Origin of the sequence: Alkalihalobacillus deserti (genome assembly GCF_020734105.1) — a bacterium.
GTDB lineage: Bacteria > Bacillota > Bacilli > Bacillales > Bacillaceae_D > Halalkalibacter > Halalkalibacter deserti.
The window spans coordinates 1-19,644 of record NZ_JAJAFR010000032.1; the positions used below are offsets into that span (position 1 = coordinate 1).

Annotated in this window: 17 protein-coding genes, 1 tRNA gene, 3 rRNA genes, 1 other RNA gene and 1 other annotated feature; of the genes, 5 read left to right on the forward strand and 17 right to left on the reverse strand. The window is 38.5% G+C overall.

The features are described 5' to 3' along the window. The 10 genes from LDX58_RS24155 to LDX58_RS24200 all read right to left on the reverse strand — a co-directional run. Positions 1–99 (reverse strand): 16S ribosomal RNA (locus LDX58_RS24155); the annotation flags it as partial. A gap of 328 nt (positions 100–427) precedes the next feature. Continuing rightward, on the reverse strand, positions 428–691 hold the full coding sequence (locus tag LDX58_RS24160; protein ID WP_227940115.1) for a pro-sigmaK processing inhibitor BofA family protein: 264 nt from the start codon (positions 689–691) through the stop codon (positions 428–430). Positions 692–762: 71 nt separating this feature from the next. Further along, positions 763–987: a YaaL family protein gene (locus tag LDX58_RS24165; protein ID WP_227940117.1), complete on the reverse strand. Its 225-nt coding sequence runs from the start codon at positions 985–987 to the stop codon at positions 763–765. A 72-nt stretch (positions 988–1,059) separates the two neighbouring features. After that, positions 1,060–1,656, reverse strand: a complete 597-nt coding sequence (gene recR, locus LDX58_RS24170) for a recombination mediator RecR (RefSeq protein ID WP_227940134.1) — start codon at positions 1,654–1,656, stop codon at positions 1,060–1,062. A gap of 12 nt (positions 1,657–1,668) precedes the next feature. After that, the gene (locus LDX58_RS24175) at positions 1,669–1,980 is read right to left on the reverse strand and encodes a YbaB/EbfC family nucleoid-associated protein (protein WP_227940135.1); all 312 of its coding nucleotides are present in this window, start codon (positions 1,978–1,980) and stop codon (positions 1,669–1,671) included. Positions 1,981–2,000: 20 nt separating this feature from the next. Beyond that, positions 2,001–3,695, reverse strand: a complete 1,695-nt coding sequence (gene dnaX, locus LDX58_RS24180; protein ID WP_227940136.1) for a DNA polymerase III subunit gamma/tau — start codon at positions 3,693–3,695, stop codon at positions 2,001–2,003. A gap of 136 nt (positions 3,696–3,831) precedes the next feature. Next, positions 3,832–4,097: signal recognition particle sRNA large type (gene ffs / locus LDX58_RS24185), an RNA gene on the reverse strand. Between the two features lie 96 nt (positions 4,098–4,193). Beyond that, positions 4,194–4,670, reverse strand: coding sequence for a tRNA adenosine(34) deaminase TadA (gene tadA / locus LDX58_RS24190; RefSeq protein WP_227940137.1), 477 nt, complete (start codon positions 4,668–4,670; stop codon positions 4,194–4,196). Between the two features lie 158 nt (positions 4,671–4,828). Continuing rightward, positions 4,829–4,921, reverse strand: a tRNA-Ser gene (locus LDX58_RS24195). Positions 4,922–5,028: 107 nt separating this feature from the next. Then, positions 5,029–6,627, reverse strand: coding sequence for a glutathione ABC transporter substrate-binding protein (locus tag LDX58_RS24200; RefSeq protein WP_227940139.1), 1,599 nt, complete (start codon positions 6,625–6,627; stop codon positions 5,029–5,031). Positions 6,628–6,985: 358 nt separating this feature from the next. Here LDX58_RS24200 and LDX58_RS24205 point away from each other — a divergent pair, with 358 nt between their 5' ends. From LDX58_RS24205 to LDX58_RS24220, 4 genes are read left to right on the forward strand one after another with little or no spacing between them, the layout of a single operon-like run. Next, the gene (locus LDX58_RS24205; protein ID WP_227940140.1) at positions 6,986–7,882 is read left to right on the forward strand and encodes an ABC transporter permease; all 897 of its coding nucleotides are present in this window, start codon (positions 6,986–6,988) and stop codon (positions 7,880–7,882) included. A 16-nt stretch (positions 7,883–7,898) separates the two neighbouring features. Beyond that, entirely contained in the window at positions 7,899–8,840 is a 942-nt protein-coding gene (locus tag LDX58_RS24210) for an ABC transporter permease (RefSeq protein ID WP_227940141.1), read from the forward strand. Positions 8,841–8,878: 38 nt separating this feature from the next. Next, a complete protein-coding gene (locus LDX58_RS24215; RefSeq protein ID WP_227940157.1) occupies positions 8,879–9,907 on the forward strand; it encodes an ABC transporter ATP-binding protein in 1,029 nt (342 codons plus the stop codon). Further along, complete coding sequence (locus LDX58_RS24220; RefSeq protein ID WP_227940145.1) at positions 9,888–10,898, forward strand: ABC transporter ATP-binding protein; 1,011 nt, start codon at positions 9,888–9,890, stop codon at positions 10,896–10,898. Before LDX58_RS24215 ends, LDX58_RS24220 begins: the two co-directional genes overlap by 20 nt. Before the next feature lie 49 nt (positions 10,899–10,947). On the opposite strand, the gene serS is transcribed toward LDX58_RS24220, so the two are convergent. The 5 genes from serS to guaB form a co-directional block, all read right to left on the reverse strand. After that, entirely contained in the window at positions 10,948–12,228 is a 1,281-nt protein-coding gene (serS, locus tag LDX58_RS24225; RefSeq protein ID WP_227940147.1) for a serine--tRNA ligase, read from the reverse strand. A gap of 77 nt (positions 12,229–12,305) precedes the next feature. After that, positions 12,306–12,531, reverse strand: a binding site (T-box leader). Positions 12,532–12,537: 6 nt separating this feature from the next. After that, the gene (gene pdxT, locus LDX58_RS24230) at positions 12,538–13,119 is read right to left on the reverse strand and encodes a pyridoxal 5'-phosphate synthase glutaminase subunit PdxT (RefSeq protein WP_227940148.1); all 582 of its coding nucleotides are present in this window, start codon (positions 13,117–13,119) and stop codon (positions 12,538–12,540) included. Positions 13,120–13,128: 9 nt separating this feature from the next. Next, positions 13,129–14,013, reverse strand: a complete 885-nt coding sequence (gene pdxS / locus LDX58_RS24235; protein WP_227940150.1) for a pyridoxal 5'-phosphate synthase lyase subunit PdxS — start codon at positions 14,011–14,013, stop codon at positions 13,129–13,131. 330 nt (positions 14,014–14,343) lie between these two features. After that, positions 14,344–15,678, reverse strand: coding sequence for a D-alanyl-D-alanine carboxypeptidase family protein (locus tag LDX58_RS24240; protein ID WP_227940152.1), 1,335 nt, complete (start codon positions 15,676–15,678; stop codon positions 14,344–14,346). Positions 15,679–15,874: 196 nt separating this feature from the next. Further along, positions 15,875–17,332 (reverse strand): IMP dehydrogenase, encoded by a 1,458-nt coding sequence (guaB, locus tag LDX58_RS24245; protein WP_227940154.1) that lies wholly within the window; start codon positions 17,330–17,332, stop codon positions 15,875–15,877. A gap of 128 nt (positions 17,333–17,460) precedes the next feature. On the opposite strand from guaB, the gene LDX58_RS24250 reads away from it, so the two are divergent. Continuing rightward, positions 17,461–18,429, forward strand: coding sequence for a YaaC family protein (locus LDX58_RS24250; RefSeq protein WP_227940156.1), 969 nt, complete (start codon positions 17,461–17,463; stop codon positions 18,427–18,429). 885 nt (positions 18,430–19,314) lie between these two features. Here LDX58_RS24250 and rrf read toward each other — a convergent pair. Continuing rightward, positions 19,315–19,430: ribosomal RNA gene (rrf, locus tag LDX58_RS24255) — 5S ribosomal RNA — on the reverse strand. 89 nt (positions 19,431–19,519) lie between these two features. After that, positions 19,520–19,644: ribosomal RNA gene (locus tag LDX58_RS24260) — 23S ribosomal RNA — on the reverse strand; the annotation flags it as partial.

Here is a 19,644-nt window from a genome sequence, read left to right on the forward strand (position 1 = left end):
TAACCTCATAAGAGCAAGCTCTTAATTAGTTCGCTCGACTTGCATGTATTAGGCACGCCGCCAGCGTTCGTCCTGAGCCAGGATCAAACTCTCCATAAAAGTGCTTGATTTGTGCTCAAACTGTATCACTAACGATACGTTGTGATTTTACTAAATCACTTAAAATTGACGAGAAAATTATGTTTTCTCTTTTCGCTTGGCTTTTGTTCAGTTTTCAAAGAACTATTTTGTCGCTTTATGGCGACTTTCATATTATACCAAACCTTATTAGGCTTGTCAACATGTGTTTTCGAAACGTTTTTGTCGTTCTTAGCGACAAGAAATAATATACCATGTATGAAACTAAAGTGCAATGCTTTTTTAATTTTTTTAACAATCTTTAAGCATTAAGGGTTCGAACCCTCCATTTGGTTCAAACCCTTTCATTCTAAATAATGAATTGTTTCACTAGTATTAAAAGGATGATACCTGGTATTCCCAAAATACCAGAAACAGCAGCTGTAGCCGGATTAATAGGGATATTAAAATCAATAAAACTTCCAAATGCATTAACAAAAAAGAGCATTAATGCACCTATAACAAATTTAACAGCAATATTACCTAACAATCGAACAGGTTTAATCGGGGCACCAATGACTAATAAAATAAGAACTAAACCAACTAAAATTGAAATTAATACAACTGGATCCATATCATCACCTCACAATGCTTGTCTTATAAGTAAACTATGCTCAAGAAATAAAAAAAGAACAAACTACTTTTTTAATGTAGTTCGTCCTTACTTGCTTGCCGTGCCCTTGCTTCCCGCAATAAAAATGAATAAATGGCTTCAGTTATTTTCACATGATTCAGCACATCATCAGAAGGATCAATGCTTCTATTAATTAATACCTTCTCACTATCTACTTGCTGTTTGTGTTGTTCAAGTTGCTCAATCAAACGTATATTTTCTGATTTGCGAAGCTTGCTTTTTTTCCGGAATAACACAATATCCCACCTTCATAAACTTATAAGACAGGCATTTAAGTATAACAATCAAAAAGGAAAACCAGTCAATCGCTATAATTCTCTTCGTCCCTCTATCGCTCTTGAAAGAGTCACTTCATCAGCATATTCTAAATCCCCACCAACAGGAAGGCCATGGGCAATCCGTGTCACTTTAATTCCCGTTGGCTTGATTAACCTAGAAATATACATTGCAGTTGCTTCCCCTTCGATATTAGGATTAGTTGCAATGATCACCTCTTTGATCCGATCATCTTGTAACCTTTTTAGTAGTTCAGGTATTTTGATATCTTCTGGACCAATCCCATCCATAGGTGAGATCGCACCGTGTAATACATGATAATCGCCACGGTATTCTTTCATCTTTTCCATCGCAATGACATCTCTTGCTTCTTGCACCACACAGACAATCGATTTATCACGATGTTTATCTTCACAAATTCGGCAAGGATCCGTGTCTGTGATGTTGTGGCAAATCGAACAATAGGTTAAGTTTCTTTTTGCATTGACGAGTGCTTTTGCAAAATCTAACACATCATCTTCCTTCATATTTAAAACAAAAAAAGCCAGGCGACTAGCCGTCTTTGGACCAATACCTGGCAATTTTGTAAAACCTTCAATTAATTTGGCTATTGGTTCTGGATATTGCAAAACAAACCCCTCCTAGAACATTCCAGGCATATTCATTCCTTTGGTGAACTTACCCATGTCTTTCTCAACTAGCTCATCCACTTGTTTTAATGCTTCATTCGTCGCAGCTAGAATTAAATCTTGCAACATTTCAACATCATCCGGATCGATAACATCCTCGGAAATTTTAATATCAACAATACGTTTATCACCACTAGCGACTACCGTCACCATTCCACCACCAGCTGTTGCTTCTACTGTCTTTTCTTTTAACTCTTCTTGAGCTTTCAACATTTGCTTTTGCATTTTTTGCATTTGCTTCATCATATTACCCATGTTTTTCATTGTATACTTCCTCCCTAATGTTAACCATCAATAAACTCAATAAACTCTTCTCCAACTAACTTTACCGCTTCATCAACAAAGTCATCTTTTTCTTCCTTTATCGATCCTTTTTGTTGTTCACTTACATATTCTTCTTTTACCTTTTCCCAATGTTGCTGAAGGAGGGTGATAAAATTAGATTGACCACTAAGTGTTTCTTGGAGAATGCCTTCAAGTACTACACGAAACTTCGTATCCATCATATCACGATGCATCTCATTTTGAAACGCTAAAACCACAGTAGACGAAGAGGCAGCTACAGGTTTGCTATCACTTAACCAAGCATGAGCCGGAACACTTTGAGTCTTAATCCGTTCCATTACATCACCCCATCTAGAAGTGACAACTTGCAAATACTGTTTATCCGCTTGCTTGAGCGTTTCTTTCACTTGAGTTGTTGATACTCTCGCTTGTGTAGGCACCTTCCTTGCACGTTTTTGCGGTGCTAGTGCCGCGTCACTAGTATTGGTCGTTTGAACAGCACCCAACTGTAGTCCTTGAATCTTCTTTTCTAATAAAAGAACTTTTTCTTTTAACTGCTCAATCTCCGTTGTCGAAATAGAGGAATCCGCAGTCAAACTAACAGTTGAAACCTGTTGATTGACTAATTTAAGTAAAGCTAATTCTAAAAAGATCTTCGGATGAGCAGACCATTTCATTTCTTGTTGGCTTGCATTTAATGATTCTATCGTCGCATATAACCAATTTGTATCTACATTTTCTATCATACGCAAAAAATCATCATCTACTTTTGCTCGCTCTAATAACTCCTCTGCCTGAGGTGCATTCTTATAAAGCAGCATATCCCGGAAATAATAAATCAAGTCTTCAATAAACCTGAGTGGATCTTTTCCATCCTGCAACAATTCATTTAATTTCTCAAGAACAGTTACAGTGTCTCCTTCTTTAACAGAAGATACAATTTTAGTTAATGCGCTCTGGGAAACAGCCCCAGTTACTGCAAGGACATCTTCTAATTTTAACGTTTCTTCAGAAAATGAAATAGCTTGATCTAACAAACTTAAAGCGTCGCGCATTCCACCTTCAGCAGCTCTAGCAATCATCGAAAGAGCATCTTCTTCCGCTTGAACATGATCATGATCTAAAATATGTTTGATTCTTGAAACAATCGCTTGATTTGAAATCCGCCTAAAGTCAAAACGCTGACAACGCGATATAATCGTCAAAGGAATTTTATGCGGTTCTGTTGTAGCAAGTATAAATAATACGTGACCAGGTGGTTCTTCTAACGTTTTAAGTAATGCATTAAACGCTCCAGTTGATAACATATGTACTTCATCAATAATATAAACTTTGAATCGTACTTCACTTGGAGCAAACTTAACTTTATCTCGAATATCACGGATTTCATCTACACCGTTATTTGATGCCGCATCAATCTCCATTACATCTACAATTGCTCCAGAAGTAATACCCAGGCATGCTGAACATTCATTACAAGGTTCCGCAACAGGAGCCTTCTCACAGTTAATTGCTTTTGCAATAATCTTAGCTGCACTTGTCTTACCTGTACCACGTGGACCAGAGAAAAGGTAGGCATGGGATAATTTTTCTTGTAACAAAGCATTTTGTAATGTTTTCGTTATATGTTCCTGTCCAACAACATCCCTTAACTGTTGCGGTCTCCATACACGATAAAGCGCTTGATAACCCAAAACCATTTCCCCCTCTTTTTCCGCTTCCTTCTATTATAACGATTGATCGTGTTTTTTCAAAGACTGTGTCGTTATTATAGCACACATAAAAAAAGCAACTACGCGAACGTAATTGCTTTTTTATATAAAATTAATACCGTGCACCCTCTGTTGATAATGCCACCACGGGCGTTACCTAAGCAGTTAGCTCGGCCCAGGCGACTCCACGGCACACGGAAGGGGCCACTTACTGCTGCTTCCTTCCGGACCTGACAGGGTTCATGGGTTTCCGTTGCGTGGAACCCAGACGTCAACACCACTTACTTAGGTCAGACCCCGCGGTGACAAAACCTATAGAGGGAATTCAACCTCGCTACAGCGGATTGCGAGTACAGGGCACCGCTACCTCCCCGCCTAGCACGGCAAATTGAATAACATATTTAACGCATCACTGATGATGCATTTCTTAGTATAGAGGGTTTGTCTTTAAAATGCAACAGTAACAAAATGGCAAATAGGTTAAACCATCTTTTTTGTTTTTTTCTTTTTCCTTAAGTTACGAAAAAATAAAGTTAAGATTGTACTGCACTCTTCTTCTAGACAACCCGAGATCACTGTTGATTGATGATTGAACTGTGGTTCTTTTAAAAGATTCATCAATGTTCCGGCACAACCAGCCTTCGGATCCTTTGCTCCGTAAACAACCGTATCAATTCTCGACTGAACAATGGCCCCAGCACACATCGGGCAAGGCTCTAAAGTTACGTATAACGTACAATCGAGAAGTCTCCAATTTTGAAGTTTTTCACATGCTTCCTTAATAACAGCTAATTCGGCATGCGCTAAAGCTTGATGATCCATTTCTCTTCGATTATGAGCAGATGCAATAACTTCATCGTCTTTCACTATGATCGCACCAATCGGAACCTCCCCAAGTTGTTCAGCTTTTGTAGCTTCAACTAAGGCTAGTTCCATCCACTTTTCATGATTATCCATTAAGCTCACTCCAACTAATCATAGTAAAAAAACCTTCAAAAAAAGAAAAACGTTTAGTAGTAAGCTAAAGCGCTTTTCAAACTGAAACGTATGTTGTTTATTCTTTCATATAAATGTAAAAAAACACTACCAAATAGGTAGTGTATCATTTTTATGTATGGAGGAGGAAGAGGGATTCGAACCCCCGCGCGGTTTGACCCGCCTGTCGGTTTTCAAGACCGATCCCTTCAGCCAGACTTGGGTATTCCTCCATCAGTTACTGACAAATATTATTATATACGAACCGTTCATCAAATGACAAGTCTTTTTTAAAAAAATTAAAAACGGTCTATCCAAAAAGGACAGACCGAAATTCGAACTATTGTAACGTTACATCTTGAAGCATAAGAATTTGAGTTGGATGTTGCCACAAACCTTGAACACTATCACTTACACCAAGTAAATACTCTTGATGATGGATGTAAAGCATTGGCGATTCTTCAACTAGGATTTCTTGTGCTTCTTTGTAAAGAGCTAATCGCTCATTATGATCTGGATTTTGACGAGCTTCAACTAAAATCTCATCAAGTTCAGGAGTACTGAAAAACGTACGGTTCCCTGGATTACCGTAGTTTTCAGAATGGAATAATGGATACATACCGTAGTCAGCATCACCTGTCACGGTAGACCAACCAAGAACGAACATATCATGTTCACCCTTAGCAGTTTGCTCTAAGTAAGCTCCCCACTCCACTACTTCAATCTCAACAGTAACGCCAATTTTTTCTAGTTCTGCTTGAACATAAGTAGCTGCATCAATACGTTCACGATTATCATTTGTCCAAAGTGTTGTCGTGAATCCATCTGGATAACCAGCTTCCGCTAGCAATTTCTTTGCTTCTTCTCGATCATACTCTAAACCAGATACAGAGTCATCGAAACCAAATACATCTGGAGCTAGTGGTCCAATTGCAGGAATACCAGCACCATCGTAAATCCCTTCAATAATAGCATCTTTGTCAATCGCTTTAGTGATAGCTTGACGAACTAACTTGTTATCAAACGGCCCTTTTTGAGCATTAAATCCAATATAAGATAAAGCTACAGAAGGTTGACGGTTAACAGACATCCCATCAGTGCCCTCAACACGTGAAACATCAGCAGGACTAAGTGGATCAGAGATGTGAGCTGCATTTGTTTCAAGCTCAGCAAGACGAGTTAAATCCTCAGGTACTACTTTAAATGTTACAGAATCAAGCTTGGCAGGCTCACCCCAATATTCTTCATTCTTCACTAATTTAATTTCAGTTCCCGGAGTCCAACTATCAAACTTAAAGTAACCAGTACCAATTGGGCCTCCACTAATAACTTGACCTGGCTCTTCACCTTCTGCCATTGCTGCATAATCCGCTTCAATTAATTTAGCAGAAATCATTCCACCACCATTGTGAGCTAAGTGAGCAGGTAATGGAGCAAATGGATATTCAGTTGTAATACGAACAGTGTAATCGTCAACAACTTCAACTTCTGTAATCATGTCATATAAGAAAGAACGTGGTGAAGCAACTTCAGGATCTAAAACACGTTCGATGTTTGCTTTAACAACATTAGCGTTAAAATCAGAACCATCATGGAATTTTACACCTTCACGAAGAACGAATTCCCATGTAGTATCATCGATTTCTTCCCAGCTTGTAGCAAGGCCAGGTTGAAGCTCCATATTTTCATCAGACTTTACAAGCGACTCATAAATGTTATAAGCAACATTACTCGAAGGGGTGTCGTTTGAACCGTGTGGGTCAATCGCAACAGCATCTGAAAGTTGAGCAATGACTAAGTCTCCGCCTTCAGCGCCTTCCGTTACTTCTTCACCAGCTTCACCTTCAGCTGGAGCATCTGGTTCACTTGCACAAGCTGCGATAAATACGCTTAGCACAAGCAGCATCAAAAAGAAAAATGAATTTTTAGACATCTCCATTAATTAGAGCCCCCTATGTATGGTAGTCTTTATTTTCAAAACCAATAATAATATATCCCAAATCAGAAAGCAATACAAGTAACAATTTCCATAAAAATGGTTTCCTAAAAAAATTACTGTTATTTTCAGAAAGTAAATGTCAGTCAACAAACAATAACGTGTAAACGTTTTAATTCTTTATTAAATACAATCCAAATCTAGAATATAATTATACTAAAAAAACAATATGTTGATTATGAATACCGGTGAGCATGCTATAATTAAAATTTGTAAAATAGTAATTTATCTCGTCGAATATTGTCTAGCTTTTGCACGATATAAATTATATAAATCAAACCACGAAGAAAGGATGTAAGATATGAGCGATCAATCTATAAGTAATAGTGGGACATCAAGCCCTCCTCCTAATCCAACCGTTGAGAGATGGAAAAGCTTTTACAAGAAATTACGAAAAAATAAAGCAGCAATGGTTGGCGGCCTTCTCATTTTATTCTTTATAATAGTAGCAATAATGGGCCCTCACTTTACACCATATGAACCAAATGTACAAAACCATGTAAATAAGCTGGCTAGTCCATCAGGAGAACATTTTTTCGGAACCGATCATCACGGCCGTGACATATTTAGTCGAATTATTCATGGTATGTCGATTACGTTATATGTAGGTTTCTTCTCCGTTGTTATTGGCGCAGCAATCGGAATCTGTCTAGGAATTGTCTCTGGTTATTATGGTGGGAAATTAGATTCTCTTATTATGCGTGTCATGGATGTCCTTCTTGCTTTCCCTGGAATTCTACTCGCATTAGCTATTGTTAGTGTTCTTGGTGGAAGCTTAACTAATGTAATTATTGCGGTAGGCATCTTTTCAATCCCTGTCTTTGCGCGGATTGTACGTGGATCAACACTTGCCGTTCGAAAGCTAGAATACATTGATGCCGTTAAAGCACTTGGTGCGAGTGACGGTCGTATTATTTTTAAACATATTTTACCAAACGTGACATCTCCACTTATTGTTCAAGCTACTTTAAGCATCGCTACATCGATCTTAACTGCTAGTGGTCTATCCTTCTTAGGAATGGGAGCCCAGCCTCCAACACCTGAGTGGGGAGCGATGTTAAGTGACGGTCGTAACTATATGTGGGACGCACCACATGTCGCTTTCTTCCCTGGTATCGCTATTGTAATAGTAGTATTAGCCTTTAATATTTTCGGTGATGGTTTAAGAGATGCATTAGATCCTAAAATGAAAAACTAGAAAGAGGTGCAAAAACATGTTTACTTTTATCGTTCGCCGTCTAATTCAGACGATACCCGTCTTAATTGGTGTAACTATTCTTACATTTAGTTTAATGCACCTCATCCCTGGTGATCCGGCTCAAATCATGGCAGGTGAGAGTGCATCTCCAACTCAAATTGAGCAAATGCGTGACCGTCTCGGTTTAAATGAACCAGTTCCAATTCAATATGTAGCGTATGTATCAAACGCTGTCCAAGGCGACCTTGGTAACTCAATTCGTAGTGGTCGTCCAGTTTCAACTGAAATTTCAGGTCGTTTTGGGGTAACGGTTGAATTAGCTTTATACAGTACGATTTTAAGTGTTTTTATTGGTTTAATTGCTGGTATTGTTTCTGCAACAAAGCATTATACACTAACTGATGTCGTGATTATGATTGTTGCTTTATTCGGCCTATCAATGCCAAACTTCTGGTTAGGACTTATGTTGATTCAGTGGTTTGCTATTGGATTAGATATTGGACCAATAACGACAAATTGGTTTGCAGCGTCTGGTTGGGGTGATTGGAAACAAATTGTTCTTCCAGTCTTTACTTTAGGTACAGCGGGGGCAGCTATCATTGCTCGTATGACTCGTTCAAGTATGCTCGAAGTAATTGGACAAGACTACATCAGGACGGCTCGAGCTAAAGGTGTAAAAGAACGTGTTGTCATTTATCGCCATGCTCTTAAAAATGCTCTAATCCCAGTAGTAACAGTTGTTGGTTTACAATTTGGCGGTCTCTTAGGTGGAGCTGTATTAACAGAAACTGTTTTTGCAATAAACGGGATGGGACGACTAATTATCGAGGCCATTCGTGCACGCGACTTCCCTATTGTTCAAGGTACTGTTCTAGTGTTTGCATTATTATTTGTATTCGTTAACTTACTAGTAGATATTACATACCGCTTCTTAAATAAACGTATTGACTTAAACTAATAGATTTTATAAATAATCTCAAATTAAGAAAGGTGTGAATCCTTGTGACAGATACAATTCTTGAAGTTCGTGATCTACGTACGTCGTTTTTTACGGAGAACTTTGAAGTAAAAGCTGTCGATGGTGTAAGCTTTTCCGTTCCAAAAGGAAAGACACTTGGAGTCGTTGGTGAGTCTGGATCTGGCAAAAGTATTACATCACTTTCTATTCTTAGACTTATTCAAAACCCAGGAAAAGTGGTTGGTGGTCAAGTTCTTTTTAAAGGAACCGATCTTTTAGAGAAAACCGAGTCAGAAATGAGAAAGATTCGCGGAAATGAAATCTCAATGATTTTCCAAGAACCAATGACATCATTAAATCCCGTTTTTACGGTTGGACAACAAATTGGTGAGTCATTTCAAATTCACCAAAAACTTAATAAGAAACAAGCCATTGAGCGTTCGATTGAAATGTTAAAACTTGTTGGAATTCCTTCACCTGAGCAACGTGTTCATCAATATCCACATGAACTTTCTGGTGGTATGCGTCAACGTGTGATAATTGCTATGGCTTTAGCCTGTGATCCTGAGCTTCTTATTGCAGATGAACCAACAACTGCACTCGATGTAACCATTCAAGCTCAAATTCTAGAATTAATGAAAGATCTACAAACTCGTCTAGGTATGTCGATTATTATGATTACTCATGATCTTGGTGTCGTTGCAGAGACATGTGATTACGTAGCTGTTATGTACTGTGGACAAGTCGTTGAATATGCATCAGTCGATGAGCTATTCCGTAACCCAAGGCATCCTTATACAGTTGGTTTATTAAATTCATTGCCACGTCATGATATTGATTTAGATGGAGAGGAACTATCGGTTATTAAAGGGTCTGTTCCTAGCCCTACTGATATGCCTATTGGTTGTCGTTTTGCACCTAGATGTCCGTTTGCAAGTGATACTTGTGTCGAACGCAACCCTGACCTTGAGGAAGATGAAAAAGGAAACCAAATTCGTTGTTGGATCTACTCTAAAGAGTGGGATGGCGATCCGGGGGTGAGTGTGTATGAAGAAAGAACTACTTAAAGTCAATGATCTAAAGCAGTATTTCCCTATCAAAGGCGGAATGCTTGGTCGTACTGTGAATCACGTTAAAGCCGTTGATGGAGTTTCTTTTACAGTTTATGAAGGGGAAACAGTTAGCATCGTTGGGGAATCTGGCTGTGGGAAGTCCACAACAGGCCGAGCAATCCTCCGCTTAGATGAGCCAACTTCAGGTGAAGTTGAATTCGACGGTGAAGATTTACTTTCTTTAAATAAGTCACAAATGCGCAAGAAAAGGAAAGACTTACAAATCATTTTCCAAGATCCTTACGCTTCAATTAATCCTCGTCAAACGGTTAGACAAGTATTAGAAGAAGCAATGGAAATTCAAAATGTTGTCCCACGCTCAGAACGTGGCCAGAAAATCCGTGAGTTAATGGAAACGGTTGGTCTTGGTGCTCACCAAGCTGACCATTTTCCACATGAATTTAGTGGTGGGCAACGTCAACGTATCGGGATTGCTCGTGCCTTGTCTGTTGATCCTAAATTAATTATCTGTGATGAAGCTGTATCAGCATTAGACGTATCAATTCAAGCTCAAGTTATTAACTTATTAAAGAAATTGCAACGTGATTTTCAATTAACCTACCTATTCATATCTCATGATTTAGGTGTTGTTCGACACATCTCTGATCGCGTGATCGTTATGTATCTTGGTCGCATTGTAGAGATTGGAGATAAGACATCTGTATTTGATAATCCGCAACATCCTTATACAAAAGCTTTATTATCTGCGATTCCTGTTCCTGATCCTAACAAAAAAAATGACCGAATCGTCTTAAAAGGTGATGTTCCTTCTCCTATTAATCCTCCTGAAGGTTGTCGTTTCCATACACGCTGTCCGTTTGCGACAGATCTATGTAAAACAGATACACCTGAATTACGTGCAGAAGATTATATGAAGGATGGTCATATGGCTGCATGCCATTACATGGATGAAATTGAATCAGGAAAGCACAAACCTAAATACTAGCATGAATCAAAACCCACTGCATACAGATGCAGTGGGCTTTTTCTTGTTTTTATTTCACCGTGATTCTCTCTACATTTCTCATATATGGACGAAGCACTTTCGGAATAACAACTGATCCATCCTCTTGTTGGTAATTTTCAAGGATAGCAGCTACTGTACGGCCAACTGCAAGACCAGACCCGTTTAGAGTATGGACGAATTCTGGCTTGGCTTTTGGCTCTGGGCGATATTTAATATTAGCACGACGAGCTTGGAAATCCTCAAAGTTACTGCAAGAAGAAATTTCTCTGTAAGAGTTGTTACTTGGAATCCACACTTCAAGATCGTATTTTTTCGCCGCTGTGAATCCTAAGTCTGCTGTACACATACTTAAAACACGGTATGGTAGTTCAAGAAGTTGGAGAACCTTTTCTGCATGACCTGTTAAAAGCTCTAATGCTTCATAAGAATCTTCTGGTTTAACAAAACGAACTAGTTCTACTTTATTAAACTGGTGTTGACGAATTAATCCACGTGTATCTCTACCTGCTGATCCAGCCTCTGATCGGAAGTTGGCACTATAAGCAGTGTAGGCAATTGGCAACTGGTCAGATCCTACAATCTCGTCACGATGCAAATTGGTAACAGGTACTTCTGCTGTTGGAATTAGAAAATAGTCTTGATCGTGGACCTTAAATGCATCCTCTTCAAATTTAGGTAACTGTCCTGTCCCTGTCATACTTGCGCGATTAACGATATAAGGAGGAAGAACTTCCTCATATCCATGTTCGTCCTGATGCAAATCCATCATGAAGTTAATAAGCGCTCGTTCTAAACGTGCCCCTAGTCCCTTATAAACAACAAAGCGACTTCCAGTTACTTTTGAAGCTCGCTCAAAATCGAGAATGCCTAAATCTGTCCCTAGATCCCAGTGAGCCTTTGTTTCAAAATCAAAAGTACGCACTTCTCCCCACTTGCGAATTTCTATATTATCATCCTCCGTATCACCAATTGGCGCACTTCTATGAGGTATATTAGGAATCGTAAGCAAAATTCCATCTAATTCTTCTTCTGTAGTGCGAAGCTGTTCATCAAGTGCTTTAATTTTCTCAGAAACTTCTTTTGTTTCCTTAATAAGGTGATCAGCATCTTTTTTATCACGTTTTAACTGGGCAACCTCTTGTGATACTTGGTTACGTCTACTTTTTAATTGTTCTACTTCTACAATGACAGCACGTCGTTTCTCATCCAGCGCTTCAAAGCGGTCAAGACCAGAGATATTCTCTCCTCTTGTCGCAAGTTTTATTTTGATTTCTTCAAAATCTTTTCGTAGTCGCTTGATATCTAACATGATGATCCTCCTCATTTCTATTCATTCTTATATTACCAAAAAATACAACAAAAAAAAGCCCTCACCCCTTCATAAGAAGAAGGGACGAGAGCACCCGCGTTGCCACCCTTGTTGTATCATCATCTGTTAATGTCAGTGACAATACCACTTTAGCAAATAACGGTTGCTTACCGAGAGAACTTCACAGCTTGCTGTTCACCCTCTACTCCAAGGTGGATTCCAAACAATCTCAGACCGATTCACACCAACCACCGGCTCTCTAAACAGAGACTTGAATGTACTAATCCTTATCAACGCATTAAAAATATTTTATTGATTTTTGCTTTCTTCCACAATTGAGGCAAAATATTGGTGAAAACGATGATCATCTGTTAACTCAGGATGGAAAGAACATGCAAGGAATTGTCCTTGTCTTGCTGCTACAATTTCATCATTGTACTTAGAAAGGACTTCAACATCTTCTCCAACTTCTAGGATGAGCGGTGCACGAATAAATACAGCACGAATATCCTCTCCAACACCTGTTACAAGTAGATCGGTTTCAAAGCTTTCACGTTGACGACCAAAGGCATTCCGCTGCACCTTCATATTGATGACCGATAAATGACCAGAATCTTGTCCAACAATTTGATCAGCCATTAAAATTAAGCCAGCACACGTACCAAACATTGGCTTACCTTCAGCCGCAAATTGCTTTAATGGCTCAAAGAATCCATAAAGGTCAATCAGACGACGCATTGTCGTACTTTCTCCGCCTGGGAACACTAGTCCATCTAAATCAGCTAACTGTTCTACTTTCTTAACCACAACGACTTCTGTATTAGGAGCCTCTAAGCAATTCACGTGCTCCCTGATAGCTCCTTGTAATGCTAATACACCTATTTTAACCATAACGACTTCTTACCAACCACGCTCTTGCATACGTTCTGATGGGTTTAAAGTAGAAATTTCAATCCCTTTCATTGCTGTACCAAGACCTTTTGATAATTCAGCAATTAAAGCGTAATCTTGATAGTGTGTAGTCGCTTCTACAATCGCACGAGCAAACTTTTCAGGATTGTCCGACTTAAAGATACCCGACCCAACGAAAACACCGTCAGCGCCCAATTCCATCATTAGAGCTGCATCTGCAGGTGTAGCAATTCCTCCTGCTGCAAAGTTAACTACAGGTAGTTTTCCTGTTTCCTTGATTTCTAATAAAAGCTCAAATGATGCACCGATGTTTTTTGCTTCAGTTGTTAATTCGTCAATAGTCATCGTTTGTACTTTACGAATTTGACCTTGAATCATACGCATATGACGAACCGCTTCAACAATGTTTCCTGTTCCAGGCTCACCTTTCGTACGGATCATCGATGCACCTTCGCCAATACGACGAGATGCTTCGCCTAAGTCACGAGCTCCACATACAAAAGGTACGGTGAAGTCACGCTTGTACAAATGGAACACTTCATCAGCTGGTGTTAAAACTTCACTCTCATCAAGATAGTCTACACCCATTGCTTCTAATACACGTGCCTCGACAATATGCCCAATACGCGCCTTAGCCATCACTGGAATCGAAACGGCATTTAATACTTCCTCAACAATTGTTGGGTCCGCCATACGCGCTACGCCACCGGCTGCACGAATATCTGCAGGAACGCGCTCAAGTGCCATTACTGCAACTGCACCAGCTGCCTCAGCAATTTTAGCTTGTTCTGCGTTAATGACGTCCATAATAACGCCACCCTTTTGCATTTCTGCCATACCTCTTTTTACTCTGTCTGTACCTGTTTGACTCATTTCTTATTTCCTCCTATGCACGCTTACTTATTGTTTGCTAATCCTCTAATAGTATACCTTAAAAATGGTAGTTCCGCATAAATTTTCAGTTTTTATTTCAACGTTATTCAAAAAGGTCGATTCTCACCTTTTTGAATAACGTTGAAGCAATGAGCGGAACCGCTGCAATCTTTTAAGTCCCAACGAGCGGGCTTCTCGCCCCGGTAGTGCAGCGTGTGGAGCCATTGCCAATCCTAGCTTTTATACTATCCTAGAGTGAAGCCTAATATTCCTTTGCCTATTCTATCAAAAAGGGCCCTAAAAAATTAGGACCCTACTTTAAGATAATTATTAAAACCAACCTTTAACTGTGTTAGCTACTCCGCTCCATACTCCTTGGAAAAAACCTCCGATAGCACGCATGGTCATAGAGAACCATCCAGCCTTTTCTACAGCAACATCCGTGACAACAGACACCTCTGCTTTTTGAGACGCATATAGGAACTCTTCAGTCTGTTCTCCGTCATAAATTAAGGCTAATGAGCCAACCTCTGTTCCTGCCTCAAATGGAGCTTGAATCTCTCCATTTTCATTAAATAAACTTTCATTTAAAAATAACTCAGCATGATATAGTTCCTCTTCTCCCTTTTTAACAACAGTAGAAAGTGGATCTACACTTGAGATTGAAACTTCTTTTTCCTTTCCTGCCGTTACAGGAATCGATTCTAAGCCTTCAGGAGCGAAGCCAGCATCTATTACTTCAATATGATTAAAATTATTAAACCCATAATCTAATAGTTTTCTCGTTTCATTAAAGCGATCATCGCGAGTACCTGTACGCATGACAACCGAGATAAAGCGCATCCCATTCCGCTCGGCAGTGCCTGTAAAAGCATTCCCAGCAGCGGCCGTATATCCAGTTTTTAAACCATCAATTCCTTCATAATCATGTTGTGCGACAATTCCTGGCAACATCCAGTTCCAATTTTGCATTTCAATTACTTCATCAGGTCCAGCTTGAAATGTTAATGTTGGAATACTCGCTGTATCTAGTACTTCCGGATAATCATTGATTAAGTGAAACGCTAATTTTGCTGTCGCTCTAGCAGACATCATATTCTCAGCTGTTTCTCCAGTTCCTTCAGGGTGATTACCTTGTAGATCAGAATTATTTAAACCAGTTGAATTAACAAATTCATAATCATCTAATCCTAATTCAGCAGCTTTATCATTCATCATTTTCACAAAAGCTGTTTCTGAGCCAGCGATTAATTCAGCTAATGCAATTGTTGAGGCATTTGCTGAATAAATGGCTACAGATTGATAAAGGTTTTCTACCGTATACGTTTCATCTTGTCTTAATGGTACATTGGATAAAGCTGTTTGTAACGATAAGCTTCGCACAAAATCACTGATCGGAACCTGCTGATCCCAATTAATTCTTTCTTCATTTATCGCTTCTAAGATGAGGTACTCACTCATCATTTTCGTCATACTTGCAGTTGGTAGAATGGCATCTATATTCTTTTTGAATAAAATCTTCCCTGTTTGAGCATCTACTAGAATAGCAGATTCTGCTTCTAAATCAAAAGCAGCTGCACCAGCCTTCATTGGTTGTATTACAGTTGTCATCACCATTATCGTAAGCATGACTAATAGCCATTTTTTAAACATAAGCCTTTTCATTCCTACACCTCCACACCATTTCACATAGAGGTTATTTTATCACAACTATCATAAAAAAAATAGATAGAGAAGACCCCTATCTATTTTCATAATTAAAAATTGCATTTTTATTCAAGATTGTCGTTGCCATCGTTTCACATTTAGTAAGTCACTACTAAGAAAGAAGAGATACTAATTTGCGACAAAGTAAGAAAATTTATAAAGAATAATTAGGAGCTTCCTTTGTAATCTGAACGTCATGAGGATGACTTTCTTTTAAACCAGCACCCGTTATCCGGATAAATTCACCGTTTTCTCTTAAATCTTCTAATGTCGGTGTACCACAATAACCCATGCCAGCACGAATACCACCAATTAGTTGATGAATGGTATCAGTTAACGGTCCTTTATAAGGAATACGTCCTTCAATTCCCTCAGGAACTAATTTTTGAGCATTTTCCTGGAAATAACGATCTTTGCTTCCTCTTTCCATTGCTCCAAGAGAACCCATTCCACGGTACACCTTAAATTGACGACCTTGATAAATTTCTCTGTCTCCAGGGCTTTCTGATACACCAGCCAGTAAACTTCCAAGCATAACTGCATGTCCACCTGCTGCCAGTGCTTTAACAATATCACCTGAATATTTTATCCCACCATCAGCTATGATAGGTATACCATGTTTTTCGGCTTCTTGCGCGCAATCAAAAACGGCAGTGATTTGTGGTACGCCTATACCCGCTACGATACGCGTCGTACAAATAGAACCTGGACCAATCCCTACCTTAACGGCACTTGCACCAGCTTCAATTAAGTCTCGTGTTGCATGTGCAGTAGCCACATTTCCTGCAATAATAGTCAAACCAGGGTAATTTGTTCGTACCTCGCGAACTTTATCTAATACGCCTTTAGAATGGCCATGTGCTGTATCGATGACAATACAATCAACTCCAGCTCCTACTAATGCAGCAATTCGACTATCCGCATCTGCAGAAACGCCAATAGCTGCGCCAACTAATAGTCTTCCTTGAGAGTCTTTTGCTGAATTAGGGAATTCAATCACTTTCTCAATATCTTTAATCGTAATTAATCCCTTTAAAACACCCTCATCATCGACAAGAGGAAGTTTCTCTATTTTGTACTTTTGAAGAATTTTTTCTGCATCTCTAAGCGTTGTTCCAACTGGAGCAGTTACAAGATTTTTCTTCGTCATAACTTCGTCTATTTGAATCGAATAATCTTCAATAAAACGCAAATCACGGTTTGTAATAATTCCAACAAGCTTTTGTTCTGCATCTACAATAGGAACACCTGAAATACGGTATTTACCCATTAAGTGCTCAGCATCAAACACTTGACGATCTCTAGTTAAGTGGAATGGATTTGTAATAACACCACTCTCAGAACGTTTTACAATTTCTACTTGTTCAGCTTGTTGCTCAATTGACATATTTTTGTGAATAATCCCTAGTCCACCTTCACGTGCAATAGCAATAGCCATTTTCGCTTCCGTTACCGTATCCATACCCGCACTTAGAACAGGAATATTTAATTGGATGTTGTCGCTTAACTTCGTTTTTACCGATACATCTCTAGGTAAAATTTCAGACTTCCCTGGTATTAGAAGTACATCGTCAAATGTAAGTCCCTCTTTTTGAAATTTCGTTTCCCGCATGTTATTCTGCCTCCCCATTCTTATATTCTTCGCAAAATATTATTAGTAGCTTATCAATTGGGTAAACTACTGTCAAGAAATGAAATAATGTGTGACTTTTTTGAATAAACAGAACATGGAGGTAAAAAATGAATGATGGGCTTCAAGACTTATTTATTCCCTTCTACTCAGCAACTTACTCAAGTAGATTTTTAACTGAGCGATATGAACTGAAACACTTAAATAAAGCGAAAACGCAAAGTTACCATGTCTGTTCATCTTTTATGTATCATTTACAACATGGACAACTTTATTTTAAACAAGCTTCCATGTCACCTATCGAATTAAAACCAATTTTATTATTTTATGGTTATGTTCAAATGATCAAGGCATGTATTTTGTCCCTTGACCCTAACTATCCCGAAAATTCACAGGTGTTAGCACACGGAGTCACAACTCGTAAAAGAAAAAAATCCACATACCGCTTCCTAGAAGATGAAGTGAAAATACAGAAAAATGGACTTTTTTCTTCTTTTTTAGACAAAATGTTTCATGTGAAACATCAAGAGGGCGAAAAATATCAAATGCAGACGTTATTTCACCATCTAGCTGACATGCATAATTTATTTTTAACATTACACAGAGATTCAATTTCTGTTAAAGGAAGATTAATAACCGACCAAAATCAAATTGCTATTTCTTCTGAAATTCTTGATCTTTATCACATGACTTCTAATCGCTTTGAACAATACTTAGAAACGTTAAATATAAAGTATAAAGGTGTGAAAGTAATAGAAAATAAAAATGAACTGACAATTACATTGCAAAGTGCGCAGAACAACCTTGATTCTTTTCCTTTTCTCTTTGATCTAGATCACAATGTCTACTTATTAAAGAAGCGTCAAAATATTGGAAAGTACTCTCTCCCTGAAATGGCTACTCACTTTTTACTTTTATATAACTTAAGTATGATTTGTCGGTATGAGGCGGAATGGTGGGGAGATTTGATCCATACGTTTGATGGTGTCGATTTTCCGTTTATTTCACACTATCTTAATGTTGCACAAAGAAAAATTCCACAGTTGGTTTATGCTTTTTTACAACAACAAGAGCTTTAATCAAACATATTTAAGTAGAACGAGATCTAACTTGTTTATCTTTTCTAATTCGATATTGAGCCTGCTCGACCCTTTTAAACTGCCTAAAAGCAATGAGCTAGTTCTTTAGCTATGTTAATACCGTTGCACGACTAATGCAAGAATATGTGGTAACAACAGATTGGAACCATGACTTATATTTACCCAATCTTAGTTAACCGAAAGTTAGATGTAGAGAAACGAAACCATATATGGTTTTTTGACCACCTATATTCGTACGTATGACGGCTAGGTTTATCTAGTTACTCTTATCGGTTTGTATTCATGAAAATTTTTGGTTGGAGTATTGGAGTTTATCTAAAGAAAAAATTGACGTTAGATGCATAAGAATAGTTTTGGCTTATCACAACCTACTGATAAGTTAATGAATATGTCGACTCGTTAAAAGGTAACCACATTAGAGTAGAAATTCTTACGACAATACATGTATAGAATCTTTAAATACGACAATCAAGAAGAAGCTCATTTACCTCCGATGTTTATAAAACAAAAAGAGGCTGTAAAAGCTGTTAACTACTATATCTCAATAATGGATAGAAGGAAACATTCAACTTTAGGGAATTTGACTTTAGAATCGTTCAAGTCATTTTTTGACTGATTGATTCTAAAGCTTAGCAAGAAGCAGCGTTGGAAATATTTTGAGAATCACAACCTCAAAAATTCATGTCACTTTCTTGTTAGTAGTCCAATATATACTCCTGTCTTTGCTGATATATTTTGAAACTCGCTATTAAACGGAAAATATTCTTTTTCAAATTAATTATCTCTAAGGATGTTGATTCTTAGTATGACAGCGTTATATTTTTGCATATAAAAAAACACAACCCATTGGATTGTGTTTTATCAGCCTGGCAACGTCCTACTCTCACAGGGGGAAGCCCCCAACTACCATCGGCGCAAAAGAGCTTAACGACCGTGTTCGGCATGGGAACGGGTGTGACCTCTTCGCTATCGCCACCAGACTATAAGGTATTTTTAATAAAATACCATTGAAAGAATTAAGGTTCTCTCAAAACTAGATAATGCATTATAGAAACGTGTCAAGAAAGTATTGGATAAGTCCTCGACCGATTAGTATCTGTCAGCTCCACGTGTCGCCACGCTTCCACACCAGACCTATCAACCTCATCATCTCTAAGGGGTCTTACTGGATTAATCCATGGGAAATCTCATCTT